The sequence below is a fragment of the Ensifer sp. R1-3 genome, assembly GCF_056739175.1.
In genome coordinates this window covers 1,648,759-1,662,049 of sequence record NZ_CP096515.1, presented here as the reverse complement: position 1 = coordinate 1,662,049, position 13,291 = coordinate 1,648,759, and the positions used below count along the sequence as shown (strand labels likewise).

Here is a 13,291-nt window from a genome sequence, read left to right as displayed (position 1 = left end):
TCTTGACCGGCGCCGGGCGACGCGCGATAAGGGTCGCCATGAAAACGGTTATCTGCATTATTTGCCGGAACATTATTCGCTAGCGATCCGCTGGCCTGGCCGTTTTCGTCTCCATGAATCCAAGATGACAAACGCGCGGGGCCACCCGGCGATTATATTGCGACGGCTGCATGCAGACTTGGAGATCTGGGATGGGCGGAATGCCGATTTTGAAGCTGTACAACACGCTGACGCGGGAAAAGGCCGATTTTCGGCCGATCGACCCTCAGAACGTCCGCATGTATGTCTGCGGCCCGACGGTCTACGACTACGCCCATATCGGCAATGCACGGCCGATCATCGTCTTCGACGTCCTGTTCCGGCTGCTTCGTCACGTCTATGGCGCGGATCACGTCACCTATGCCCGCAACATCACCGATGTGGACGACAAGATCAACGCGCGGGCATTGCGCGACTATCCCGGGCTGCCGCTGAACGAGGCGATCCGTCATGTGACCGAGAAGACCGAGACGCAATTCCTGGAAGATGCGACTGTGCTCGGCTGCCTGGATCCCACCGTGCAACCGCGCGCGACCGAAAACATCGCCGGGATGATCGAGATCATCGAAGAGCTGATCGCCAAGGGCCATGCCTACGAGGCCGAGGGGGAAGTCCTCTTCGATACGCGGTCGATGGACGATTACGGCCAGCTCTCCAAGCGCAATCTCGACGAGCAGCAGGCCGGTGCCCGCGTCGCCGTCGAAGCGCACAAGAAAAACCCGGGCGATTTCGTGCTCTGGAAGCTCTCCGCCGAGCACGAGCCGGGCTGGGATAGCCCCTGGGGTCGCGGGCGACCCGGCTGGCACATCGAATGCTCGGCGATGAGCGGGCGCTATCTCGGCGACGTCTTCGACATCCACGGCGGCGGCATCGACCTGATTTTCCCGCATCACGAGAACGAGATCGCCCAGTCGCGTTGCGCCCACGGCACCGAGGTGATGGCGAATGTCTGGATGCACAACGGCTTCCTGCAGGTCGAAGGCCGCAAGATGTCGAAGTCCGAGGGCAATTTCATCACCATCTACGAGCTTCTTCACACGGAAAAATTCGGCGGCCGCAAATGGCCGGGCGAGGTGCTTCGGCTGGCGATGCTGATGACCCATTACCGCGAGCCGATCGACTTCTCGATCAAGCGGCTGGAGGAGGCCGAGCATCTGCTGTCGAAATGGCCGGTTTACGGCGACGCTGCAGGCGAGGCGGACCCGGCCGTCGTCACCGCCCTCGCGGACGACCTCAATACCGTGGCCGCCATTCAGGCGCTGCATGCGCTGGCGCAAAAGGCTTCCGCCGACTCGCGCCATCTCGGGACCTTCGCCGCGAGCGCGGCGCTTCTCGGCGTGGTGCCGAAGGAGGTCGAACTCGACGAGGCGGTCGTTCACGAGATCGACGGCCGTGTACGTGAGCGCCTGGAGCTTCTGAAGGCCAAGAACTACGCGGAGGCCGACGGCATCCGTGCCGATCTCCTGGCCAGAGGCATCCAGCTCAAGGACGGCAAGGATCCCGAGACCGGCGAAAGAGTGACCACCTGGGAGGTGAAGCGGTCTCAGGTCTAGTTTTAAGGATGATGGCGCTGCCGGCACGCCGGAGGAAAGAGGAGGGCGATATGGCTGACGAGATCAATACGGGCGGATGCCAGTGTGGTGCGGTCCGTTTCCGCGTCGAGGGCAAACTCGGCGATGCTTCCGTCTGCCATTGCCGCATGTGTCAGAAGGCGAGCGGCAATTTCTACCTGCCGCTCGTTTCCGTACGCGGCGCGAAGCTCGTATGGACCCGCGGCGAGCGCAAGCGCTTCCGGTCCTCGAATGTGGTCTGGCGCGGCTTCTGCGGCGACTGCGGAACACCGCTGACCTACGAGGCGCCGGATGGCATGGCGTTCGCGATCGCTGCATTCGACAGGCCGGAAGGCATCGCGCCGACCATCCAATGGGGCGTCGAAGGGAAACTGCCCTATGTCGATCACGTATCCAAGCTGCCCGGCGAAGAGACGATGGCCGACCCCGAGGCTGTCTCGTTTCTTGCCGATCTCGTTTCCTATCAGCACCCCGACCACGACACCGAAACCTGGCCACCGGAGGAAAGAGGATGAACACTGCCGTCAGGACTGGAGGTTGCCAGTGCGGGGCCGTCCGCTTCCGCATCCGCGGAGAGCTCGGGCGCCCCTCGATCTGCCATTGCCGCATGTGCCAGAAGCAGTTCGGCTCTTTCTTCTCCGCCTTGGTGACGGCGCCGAAGGACGGGGTCGAGTGGACCCGTGACGAGCCGAGCTACTTTCAGTCGTCAGTCAATATCGATCGCGGCTTCTGCCCGAAATGCGGCACGCCGCTGACCTATCGGCATCCCGGCGGCCTCGAAATCGCCATAGGCGCCTTCGACGACCGCTCCGATCTCGCGCCGAAAATCCAGGTCAATTACCAGTCCCGGCTTCCCTGGGTCGAATCGATCTTCGAGCAGCCGGTTCACGACGATCCCGACTATTACGGGCGGCAGGAGCAGATCATCTCGTTTCAGCATCCGGACCATGAGACGGAGCAGTGGCCTCCGGGCGGAGTCTGGGCACGATGATCGGACGCATCTTCACCGGCGGTTGCCAGTGCGGCGCGGTGCGCTACCGCGCCGAGGGCACGCTGGGCGATCCGCATATCTGTCATTGCCGCATGTGCCAGAAAGCGGCGGGCAACTACTTTCTGCCGCTCGCCAATATCGCGCGCGAAGGCTTCCGCATCACGCGCGGCCAGCCCGCCTGGTACCGTTCGTCCGATCTCGTGCGCCGCGGCTTTTGCCGCGATTGCGGGACGCCGCTCTTCTACGACATGCCGGATGCGAGCTTCCTGAACATCGCGCTCGGTTCGCTCGACGATCCGGATGACGTCCAGCCGGTCTACCAGTCCGGCGTCGAGTCGCGGATGTTCTGGTTTTCGCATCTGCCGCAGCTCGCCGAAAAAGAGACGGACGACGGCAGCGAAGCGGCTGCCGAGCGCCATCTCATAGTCCTGGAATCCAACCGCCAGCATCCCGACTACGACACGGTGCACTGGCCGCCCGAGGAAGATCTATCGTGAGTTCTCCATTGCGTACCCTCTATCCCGAGATCGAGCCCTATGCATCCGGGCACCTCGATGTCGGCGATGGCCATTCGATTTATTGGGAACGGGTGGGCACGCCCGGCGCCAAGCCGGCGGTCTTCCTCCACGGCGGCCCGGGCGGTACGATTTCGCCGAACCACCGCCGGCTCTTCGATCCGTCGCTCTACGATGTGATGCTGTTCGACCAGCGCGGCTGCGGCAGGTCGACGCCGCATGCAAAGATAGAGGCCAACACGACCTGGCACCTCGTGGCCGATATCGAACGGCTGCGGGAATTTGCCGGGGTCGGCAAGTGGCTCGTCTTTGGCGGCTCCTGGGGCTCGACGCTGGCGTTGGCCTATGCCGAGACCTATCCTGAGCGGGTAACCGAGCTCGTCGTCAGGGGCATTTACACCCTGACCAAGGCCGAGCTCGACTGGTACTATCAGTTCGGCGTCTCGGAAATGTTCCCCGAAAAGTGGGAACGCTTCGTCGCGCCGATCCCGCCGGAAGAACGCCACGAGATGATGCGGGCCTATCACCGCCGCCTGACAAGCGAGGACCGTGCGACGCGGCTTGCGGCGGCCAGGGCCTGGAGCATCTGGGAGGGGGAGACGATCACCCTTCTGCCGGAGCCGGCCACCAGTACGCCCTTCGAGGAAGACGAATTCGCTCATGCGTTCGCCCGCATCGAAAACCATTTCTTCGTCAATGCCGGCTGGCTGGAAGAGGGGCAATTGCTGCGCGATGCCCACAAGCTCCACGGAATTCCGGGGGTCATCGTGCACGGCCGCTACGACATGCCGTGCCCGGCGAAATATGCCTGGCAGTTGCACAAGGCCTGGCCGCAAGCCGAATTCCACCTCATCGAGGGGGCGGGGCATGCCTATTCGGAGCCGGGCATTCTCGACCGGCTCATCCGGGCGACCGATAAATTCGCCGGCAAGGCCGAATAGGGCGGGTAGGAAGACCCGCAAACGATCAGTGATCTGTACGTTGGAAATCGAGACATGACCAGGGAACGCATCTATCTCTTCGACACGACGCTTCGGGACGGGCAGCAGACGCCCGGCATCGACTTTTCCGTCGAGGACAAGATCGCGATTGCGTCGCTGCTTGATCAATTCGGCATGGATTATGTCGAGGGCGGATATCCCGGCGCCAATCCCACGGATACGGAGTTCTTCAAGTGCCGGCGCACCGACAAGGCCTCCTTCGTCGCCTTCGGCATGACCAAGCGCGCCGGCGTCTCCGCCTCCAACGACCCGGGCCTGAGCGCGCTGCTGAGCGCCAAGAGCGATGCGATCTGTCTTGTCGCCAAGAGCTGGGATTATCATGTCGAGGTGGCGCTCGGCTGTACGAACGAGGAAAATCTCGACAATATCCGCGCTTCCGTGGAGGCGGTCGTGGCTTCCGGCCGCGAGGCGATGGTCGATTGCGAGCATTTCTTCGACGGCTACAAGGCGAACCCGGCCTATGCGCTCGCCTGCGCGAAAACGGCTTTCGAGGCCGGCGCGCGCTGGGTCGTGCTTTGCGACACGAATGGCGGCACGCAGCCTCCCGAGATCCGCGAGATCGTCTCGGCCGTGATTGCGGAGGGAGTGCCCGGTGCAAATCTCGGCATCCATGCGCATAATGATACGGGGCAGGCGGTGGCCAACTCGCTGGCTGCGGTGGAAGCCGGCGTTCGTCAGATCCAGGGCACGCTCAACGGCATCGGCGAACGCTGCGGCAATGCCAATCTCGTGACGCTGATTGCGACGCTTGCCCTGAAGGAAACCTATTCGAGCCGTTTCGAGACGGGAATCGATGCCGAGAGGCTCCAGGAACTGACCAAGCTCGCCCATGCCTTCGACGAGTTGCTCAACCGCTCTCCGGATCCCCAGGCCCCCTATGTCGGCGCTTCGGCTTTTGCCACCAAGGCCGGCATCCACGCCTCCGCATTGCTCAAGGACCCGAGGACCTACGAGCATGTCGCGCCGGAAAGCGTCGGCAACCTGCGCAAGGTCATGGTCTCCGATCAGGGAGGCAAGGCCAACTTCATCAATGCTCTCAAGCGGCGCGGCATCACGGTCTCCAAGGACGATCCGCGGCTCGACAAGCTGATCTCGATCGTCAAGGAACGCGAGGCGACGGGCTATGCCTATGAAGGTGCGGATGCGAGCTTCGCGCTGCTCGCGAGCCGCATTCTCGGCACCGTGCCCGATTTTTTCCGGGTGGAGAGCTTCCGGGTGATGGTCGAGCGCCGCTTCGACGCGAACGGCAAGCTGAAGACGGTATCGGAGGCCGTGGTCAGGGTGATCGTCGACGGCGAAACGATGATGTCGGTCGCCGAGGGGCATGGCCCGGTCAACGCGCTCGACCTCGCGCTTCGCAAGGATCTCGGCAAGTACCAGTCCGAGATCGCCGATCTGGAACTTGCCGATTACAAGGTGCGCATCCTCAACGGCGGCACGGAGGCCGTCACCCGCGTCCTGATCGAATCGACGGACCGCTCAGGGGCGCGCTGGTGGACGGTCGGCGTATCCGACAACATCATCGACGCCTCATTTCAGGCATTGATGGACAGTATCGTCTACAAGCTGCTCAAAAACCGCGATCAGGTCGGATCGATCGCGGCCGAGTAGTTTGGATCACGATGATGTTGGGTTGCGCGGGATATCCAGCTCCGTTCGCATCAACGCCGTTCATCCATCGGTTCACGGAAATGAATTGGTGCATCACCGTCCGTTGGAGTAGGACGCAGGAGGACTGACGGCAATTGCTCCCGAGAGGGTTGGCCGTCGATTGCGACCGGAGCGCTTCCCGCTTAGCTCCGGTGGAATTTCAGGATCAAAATCATGGCTGAGCCGAACGCGAATTTGCCCGCAGAGAATGTCGATTCCCCGAAAGGTTTCGCCTTCGCGCTGGCAGCCTACCTGTTGTGGGGTTTCCTGCCTTTCTTCATGAAGGCGGTTTCGCATATCCCTGCGGCCGAAGTCGTGGCGCATCGTATCGTCTGGTCGGTGCCGCTCGCAGGACTCGTGCTCGTGTGGCTCGGCCGCACGCAGGACGTGAAGGTTGCGCTGCGCTCTCCACGCGTGCTGATGATGGCGACGGTCACGGCGGCTCTCATCACGATCAACTGGGGCATCTATGTCTGGGCGATCGGCGCGGGCCGGGCGATCGAGACGGCGCTCGGCTACTATATCAACCCTCTGTTCTCCATCTTCCTCGGTGCGCTGCTGCTGAAGGAGAGGCCAAATCCGGCGCAGATGGTGGCGATCGGCCTCGCCGCGCTCGCCGTGGGCGTGCTTGCCTTCGACGCGGGCGGTCTTCCCTGGGTTTCGATCGGGCTGTGCTTTTCCTGGGGTTTCTACGCGTTCTTCCGGAAGACGCTGCCGGTCGGGCCGAACCAGGGCTTCTTCCTCGAAGTCCTGCTGCTCAGCATCCCGGCTGCGGGCTACGTCATCTGGCTCGAGGCGACGGGGCAGGGCCACTTCCTCGGCGACTCCAACATGACGGATGTCCTGCTGCTCCTCGCCTGCGGGATCGTCACCGCCGTGCCGCTGATGATCTATGCCAATGGCGCGAAGCTGCTCCGGCTTTCGACGATCGGGATCATGCAATACATCGCTCCGACGATGATCTTCCTGATCGCCGTCTTCGTTTTCCACGAACCCTTTGGAACGGCAAAACTCGTCGCCTTCGCCCTGATCTGGGCCGCGCTCTTCATCTATTCGGGAGCGATGCTTGCGGAGAGCAGGGCGCGGCGAGCGGCTCAACCGACGCCGGCCGAATGATCGGCAGAGTTTGAAGTTAGAGCGGGATGCGGGCGGAAAACCGCACACACTGTTCCTCATCCCGCACTAGATCAGAGCCTGGAGATGATCTCGGCTTCGCCCTCGCGCCCGTTGGCGCGAACCGAGGCAAGGATGCCGGGGACGATGTCTTCCGCCCGGTCGATCACCAGCGGCTGCACGAGATGCGCCGTGTGGACGAATCCCTGGTCGCGCATGTGGTCGATCAGCTCCAGCATCGGATCCCAGAAGCCGTTGACATTGCCGAAGACCATCGGCTTCCTGTGGCGGCCGAGCTGCGCCCAGGTCATGATTTCGACGATCTCCTCGAGCGTGCCGATCCCGCCCGGAAGGGCGACGAAGGCGTCGGCGCGCTCGAACATCTTGTGCTTGCGCTCGTGCATGTCGGCGGTAACGATCAGTTCGTTCAGCTGGCCCAGCGAGTGACGCGTCGCTTCCTTGTCCATCAGGAATTCCGGAATGATGCCGGTGACGTGTCCGCCGGATGAAAGCACGCCGCTTGCCACGGCGCCCATGATCCCGCGCGTGCCGCCGCCATAGACGAGGCGCAGGCCATGATCGGCGATCGATTTGCCGAGGGTGCGGCCGGCCTGGATGTGGGCGTCGTCACGCCCGGGCTGAGAACCGCAATAAACGCAAACGGATAGAATCGGCGTGGTTTCCTTGTTCATGGTCCCACCAGAGATTGCAGTGCAGCACGGGTCAAGGAAAATGGACGAAAAATCTCCGGCTGTCGAGCGTCGGAATCATAGTGAGCGCTTGTATAGAACTATAAGAAACGTTAGCAATTTCAGTAATACATTGAAGAATTCGGACAGTGTGCTGCGGTTGCGCTATAATGCACCTGGCGCCGCAGCGCCGGCCGGTGGGGCATGCGGGGAGCATAAAGGCGCTCCGCCCTGTGGAGAGTGGCATGATTAAGAATAAGGCCAGCTGGGTGGCCCTTGGCGTCCTGGCAATCGCGACCGCATTGATGATCTTTGTGGTTCAGCCGAATCTGCGTGACAGCGACAAAGGGGCGGTGGCCCAATCCGGCGCAGGCGAGCAGCCCGGCCAAACGGCGGCGGCAACGAAGACCGATCCGTCCGCCCTGCAAGGCAACGCAGCGCAACAGGCGACGGCGGCCTCCGGCGGCAATGCGGCCGCATCCGACCCGGTGGCGAACTGGACGGTTCCGGGGTTTGACGTCCTGCGCGTCGAACCGGACGGCTCGACGGTCGTCGCGGGCAGAGCCCAGCCCGGCACGAAGCTCGAGATCCTGAGCGGCGACACGGTCGTCGGCACCGCCAATGTCGGCGCGGGCGGCGATTTTGCCGCCGTCTTCGACAAGCCGCTCTCGGCAGGCGACCACCAACTGACGCTCAGAAGCGTCGGCTCAGGCGGACACAGCAAGACGTCGGAGGAGGTTGCGACTGTTTCGGTTCCTAAGGATTCGAGCGGGCAGCTGCTGGCAATGGTATCCAAGGCCGGCAAGGCGAGCCGGCTGATCACGACGCCGGAAGCTGAGCCGAAGCCGATGCAGGCAGCCGCCGAGCCGGGCACGGTACCGGCCGGCGAGCCCGGCGGGGCTTCCGTTTCTCCCGCCTCTCCGGCAACCATTCCCGGGCTGCAGGTGACGGCGGTCGAGATCGAAGGCGGCATGATGTATGTCGCAGGCAACGCCAAGCCCGGCGCCCTTGTCCGCATTTACGCGGACGACAAGCTGCTGGGTGAGGTGAAAGCCGACAACAAGGGACATTTTGTCGTCGACGGCTTGATCGAGCTCTCGGTCGGCAGCCATATCATCCGCGCCGATATGATGAACGAAGATGCGAGCAAGGTGGCGATGCGTGCCTCCGTGCCGTTCGACCGGCCGGCAGGTGCGCAGGTTGCCGCCATCGCCGGTTCGACGCTTGCAGCACCCACGACGGGTCTCGACCGTTTGAAGGCGGAAGCGGGCAAGGCACTGACCCTCTTGAAAGCGCTTTTTGCCGACGGGAAGCAGCCTTCCATGGAGCAGCTCGCCGCGGCCCGCTCGGCAACCGAATTCGCCCTCCAGTCGCTGGCCGAATTCAAGCCGGCCGACGGCTCCGATGCCGATTTGGCGGCGGCCGCCGCTGAAGCGTCCAAGGCGGCGACAACGGCGCTGGACGCGCTCAAGGCTGCGCCGCAGGACCCGTCAAGCGTCGCAGCGGCGGTGGAGAAGGTCGATGGCGCTCTTGGGTCCGCATTGACGCGCCAGAATGTCGGCACCTCGGTGGCATCCGCCGAGCCCTTGGCGGTGCAGGCGAACGATGCCTCGAAGCAGCCGGAGCCTTCGGCAGCGGGCGAGACAAACGCAACCGTGGTCGAACAGGCGGCGGCGCCGGCTTCGGATGCGGCGAAGGAACAGCCGGCCACCATCGAGCAGGCACCGCTCAAGGAAAGCAAGACGTCGGTGATCATCCGCCGCGGTGATACGCTGTGGCAAATCTCGCGCCGCGTCTACGGTGCCGGTCTGCGCTACACCACGATCTACCTTGCGAACCGCGAGCAGATCGAAAATCCCGACCTGATCCGTCCGGGCCAGGTCTTCGGGGTTCCGGACGAGGCGCTTTCCGAGGAGGAATCGCGGGAAGTCCACCGCAAGCATATGCGGCACTGAGTTTCGCCCTTCTTTTGCCGGCGCTTCCATTGCGTCGGCGGGAAGCCGGGCCTATCTGTCAGGAAAAGCGGCGTCTTCCTTAAAAGGCGCCGCTTTTCATTGAAGCTGGTGTGGGACGAAGACGCGCTAGAGAAAAACGTGATCTCGGCTGCGGCTCGCCTGCGGTCTTCGTCAACAAAAATGAAGCGGACAGAGACGTGGCGCAGAAGAAGACGGTTTCCGCCGACAGTGCCAATCCGATCGAAACCATAGCGAATCTGTGGCCATACATGTGGCCGGCGGACCGCATCGATCTGAAACTGAGGGTGGTCTGGGCGACGGTGATCCTGGTGATCGCCAAGGCAGTGCTCGTTCTCGTCCCTTATTTCTTCAAATGGGCGACGGATGCGCTCAACAACAAGCCCGACGCGCTCGGTTTCCTGCCGCAGTTCCTGACCGGCGCCGTCATGCTGGTGCTTGCCTATAACCTCGCCCGTTTGCTGCAGGCGGGCCTCAACCAGTTGCGCGACGCGCTTTTCGCCAGTGTTGGCCAGCATGCCGTCAGGCAGCTTGCCTACAAGACCTTCGTTCACATGCACCAGCTCTCGCTGCGCTTCCATCTCGAGCGGCGCACGGGCGGGCTTTCGCGCATCATCGAGCGCGGCACCAAGGGCATCGAGACGATCGTCCGCTTCACGATCCTCAACAGCGTACCGACGCTCATCGAGTTCCTCCTGACGGCGGTGATCTTCTGGTGGGGCTACGGCTTCACCTATCTCCTGGTGACCGCTGTCACGGTATGGCTCTACATCTGGTTCACGGTACGTGCGAGCGACTGGCGCATCGCCATTCGGCGCTCGATGAACGACAGCGACACCGATGCGAACACCAAGGCGATCGATTCGCTGCTCAACTTCGAGACCGTCAAATATTTCGGCAACGAGGAGATGGAGGCGAAGCGCTTCGACAAGTCGATGGAGCGCTACGAGCGGGCCGCGACGCAGGTCTGGACGTCGCTCGGCTGGCTGAACTTCGGCCAGGCGCTGATTTTCGGTGCCGGCACGGCGGTGATGATGACGATATCGGCGCTCGCCGTGCAGCGCGGCGAGCAGACCATCGGCGACTTCGTCTTCATCAACGCGATGCTGATCCAGCTCGCGATTCCGCTGAACTTCATCGGTTTCGTCTATCGCGAAATCCGCCAGGGCCTGACCGATATCGAACATATGTTCGATTTGCTCGACGTTCGGGCGGAGGTCGTCGACCGGCCGAATGCGAAGGAGCTCAAGATCGAGCAAGGCGCAATCGCCTTCAAGAACGTGCAATTCGCCTACGATCCGGCACGGCCGATCCTGAAAGGGATCAGCTTCGAGGTGCCCGCCGGAAAGACGGTCGCAGTCGTCGGCCCCTCAGGAGCCGGCAAGTCGACACTGTCGCGGCTGCTCTACCGCTTTTACGATGTCCAGGAAGGATCGATCACCATCGACGGTCAGGACGTGCGTGACGTCACCCAGAAGAGCCTCCGCTCCGTGATCGGCATGGTGCCGCAGGACACGGTGCTCTTCAACGATACGATCGCCTACAACATCCGCTACGGCCGGGTGACTGCGAGCGATGCGGAGGTCGAGGCAGCCGCCGAGGCGGCGCAGATCGCCGATTTCATCCGCGACCTGCCGGAAGGCTTCCGCGCCATGGTGGGCGAGCGCGGGCTGAAGCTTTCGGGCGGCGAGAAACAGCGCGTCGCGATCGCGCGAACCATCCTGAAGGCGCCGCCGATCCTGATCCTCGACGAGGCGACTTCGGCGCTGGACACGAAGACGGAACAGGAAATCCAGGCTGCGCTGGATATCGTGTCGCGCAATCGCACCACCCTCGTCATCGCCCATCGCCTGTCGACGGTCATCAACGCCGACGAGATCATCGTCCTGAAGGACGGCGTGATCGCCGAACGCGGCACCCATGGCGAACTTATCGACCGCGGCGGACTTTATGCTTCCATGTGGAGCCGCCAGCGCGAGGCAACGCAGGCCGAGGAACACTTGAAGCGCGTGCGTGAGAGCGACGATCTCGGCATCGTCGACCGGGGAATGCCGGCGCTCTGACCACAACGAGGTTGCCGCGAGTCCTCTGTCTCCGGTCTTCGACATTGCCGGGCTGTCTGATTCGCGCTAGTTCACGTCGCAAAGCAAATATGGAGAGTAGAGTTCATGAGTTTGATCGACACAGTGCGCAACACGCTCGTACCGGTCCACAGGGAAGGCTACCGCTTCATTGCGATTTTCTTTGTCGTTTCGCTGGCGCTTGGCTTCGTCTGGGAGCCGCTGATGTGGATCGGCTTCGTTCTGACCGCCTGGTGCGCCTATTTCTTCCGCGATCCGGAGCGCATGACGCCGATCGACGACGATCTCGTCATCAGCCCGGCGGACGGCACCGTATCGTCGGTCGCCAACGTGATGCCGCCTGAGGAACTGGGCCTCGGCTCGGAGCCGATGCTGCGCATTTCGGTCTTCATGAATGTCTTCAACTGCCACGTGAACCGTGCGCCGATGGGCGGCACGGTACGCCGAATCGCCTACCGTGCCGGCAAGTTCGTGAATGCCGAGCTGGACAAGGCGAGCCAGGAAAACGAGCGCAACGGCCTCGTCATCGAGACGAAACACGGGCAGATCGGCGTGGTCCAGATCGCCGGTCTCGTCGCCCGCCGCATCCTCTGCTGGACGCGCGAGAGCGCGTCGCTCGAGGCGGGCGAGCGTTTCGGCCTCATCCGCTTCGGCTCGCGTCTCGACGTGTTCCTGCCTGCCGGTGCGGAACCGCGCGTAACGGTCGGTCAGACGGCCACGGGCGGCGAGACGGTGCTCGCCGAATTCGGATCGGCGAAGGGCCCGGTCATCAGCCGGCGCGCGTGAGGACAGGTCATGGAAGAGCCCCGCCACGAACAATCCGCAGGAATCCCGGAAGCCGCTGAGCACGTGGGCGCCACCGGCACGCACGACAAGGCCCGGGGGCCCCGATTGCGGGAGATTCCGCTCCGGCTGATGGTCCCGAACATGATCACGGTCCTGGCGATCTGCGCCGGCCTCTCGGGCGTCCGGCTGGCATTCGAGAATCGATTCGAGCTCGCGGTTGCGATGGTGCTCCTTGCCGCTTTCCTCGATGGCATCGACGGGCGCATCGCGCGTCTCCTAAAGGCGACCTCGAGTTTCGGGGTCCAGATGGACTCGCTTGCCGACATCATCAATTTCGGGGTCGCGCCCGCCCTCGTCCTCTACGTGTTTCTGCTCGATCAGGCGCGTTCCCTCGGCTGGATTGCGGCCCTGATCTACGCCATTGCCGTCGGTCTGAGGCTGGCGCGCTTCAACGTCATGGCGGAGCGCCAGGTCAAGGCGTCCTGGCAGTCGGAATATTTCGTCGGCGTTCCGGCGCCGGCCGGTGCGATGCTGGTTCTGCTGCCCGTCTATCTTGGCCTGCTCGGTCTTGCGCCGGAAAGGACATTTGCGCTGATCGCGTCGGTCTATACCGTCCTGATCGCCTTCCTTATGGTCAGCCGTCTTCCTGTCTGGTCCGGCAAGTCGGAGAACCGCGTCCGCCGGGATCTGGTCCTTCCCGTCATTCTGGTCGTCGTCTTCTACGTGGCGACGCTGATGACCTATACCTGGGAGACGATGGTCGTGACTGCGGTGGCCTATCTGGTGAGCCTGCCCTTCGGCGCCCGTTCCTGGCAGCGCAAATACGGCGACTGGCCGGGCGGTCACGGGAACGATGGTTTGCCGGGGGATAGCGAATAGGGC

12 protein-coding genes are annotated in these 13,291 nt (G+C 63.1%); 11 read left to right on the top strand and 1 reads right to left on the bottom strand.

Features of this window, described 5'->3' with window-relative positions; genetic code table 11:
* Nucleotides 1-191: 191 nt before the first annotated feature.
* The 7 genes from cysS (at nt 192) to rarD (ending at nt 6,883) form a co-directional block, all read left to right on the top strand.
* Entirely contained in the window at nt 192-1,592 is a 1,401-nt protein-coding gene (gene cysS / locus M1D43_RS08025; protein WP_153313850.1) for a cysteine--tRNA ligase, read from the top strand.
* Nucleotides 1,593-1,642: 50 nt separating this feature from the next.
* Nucleotides 1,643-2,125 (top strand): GFA family protein, encoded by a 483-nt coding sequence (locus tag M1D43_RS08020; protein ID WP_153313849.1) that lies wholly within the window; start codon nt 1,643-1,645, stop codon nt 2,123-2,125.
* Nucleotides 2,122-2,601, top strand: coding sequence for a GFA family protein (locus M1D43_RS08015; protein ID WP_010969050.1), 480 nt, complete (start codon nt 2,122-2,124; stop codon nt 2,599-2,601). Before M1D43_RS08020 ends, M1D43_RS08015 begins: the two co-directional genes overlap by 4 nt.
* The gene (locus tag M1D43_RS08010) at nt 2,598-3,098 is read left to right on the top strand and encodes a GFA family protein (protein WP_027990372.1); all 501 of its coding nucleotides are present in this window, start codon (nt 2,598-2,600) and stop codon (nt 3,096-3,098) included. The genes M1D43_RS08015 and M1D43_RS08010 overlap by 4 nt, the downstream gene beginning before the upstream one ends.
* Entirely contained in the window at nt 3,095-4,057 is a 963-nt protein-coding gene (pip, locus tag M1D43_RS08005) for a prolyl aminopeptidase (protein ID WP_127540033.1), read from the top strand. The genes M1D43_RS08010 and pip overlap by 4 nt, the downstream gene beginning before the upstream one ends.
* 54 nt (nt 4,058-4,111) lie before the next feature.
* The gene (cimA, locus tag M1D43_RS08000; protein WP_028012020.1) at nt 4,112-5,728 is read left to right on the top strand and encodes a citramalate synthase; all 1,617 of its coding nucleotides are present in this window, start codon (nt 4,112-4,114) and stop codon (nt 5,726-5,728) included.
* Between the two features lie 213 nt (nt 5,729-5,941).
* Nucleotides 5,942-6,883 (top strand): EamA family transporter RarD, encoded by a 942-nt coding sequence (rarD, locus tag M1D43_RS07995; RefSeq protein ID WP_003532716.1) that lies wholly within the window; start codon nt 5,942-5,944, stop codon nt 6,881-6,883.
* Between the two features lie 71 nt (nt 6,884-6,954).
* Here the strand turns inward: rarD and M1D43_RS07990 are convergent, their stop codons facing one another.
* Nucleotides 6,955-7,572, bottom strand: a complete 618-nt coding sequence (locus M1D43_RS07990; RefSeq protein ID WP_003532718.1) for an LOG family protein — start codon at nt 7,570-7,572, stop codon at nt 6,955-6,957.
* Between the two features lie 242 nt (nt 7,573-7,814).
* Here M1D43_RS07990 and M1D43_RS07985 point away from each other — a divergent pair, with 242 nt between their 5' ends.
* The 4 genes from M1D43_RS07985 (at nt 7,815) to pssA (ending at nt 13,288) form a co-directional block, all read left to right on the top strand.
* On the top strand, nt 7,815-9,524 hold the full coding sequence (locus tag M1D43_RS07985) for a LysM peptidoglycan-binding domain-containing protein (protein ID WP_153320686.1): 1,710 nt from the start codon (nt 7,815-7,817) through the stop codon (nt 9,522-9,524).
* Between the two features lie 197 nt (nt 9,525-9,721).
* Nucleotides 9,722-11,605, top strand: a complete 1,884-nt coding sequence (locus tag M1D43_RS07980; RefSeq protein WP_318853639.1) for an ABCB family ABC transporter ATP-binding protein/permease — start codon at nt 9,722-9,724, stop codon at nt 11,603-11,605.
* A gap of 105 nt (nt 11,606-11,710) precedes the next feature.
* Nucleotides 11,711-12,409 carry a phosphatidylserine decarboxylase gene (locus M1D43_RS07975; RefSeq protein WP_153313847.1) on the top strand — a complete coding sequence of 233 codons (699 nt, stop codon included), beginning with the start codon at nt 11,711-11,713 and terminating at the stop codon, nt 12,407-12,409.
* A gap of 9 nt (nt 12,410-12,418) precedes the next feature.
* Nucleotides 12,419-13,288: a CDP-diacylglycerol--serine O-phosphatidyltransferase gene (gene pssA / locus M1D43_RS07970; protein ID WP_010969056.1), complete on the top strand. Its 870-nt coding sequence runs from the start codon at nt 12,419-12,421 to the stop codon at nt 13,286-13,288.
* Nucleotides 13,289-13,291 lie beyond the last annotated feature (3 nt).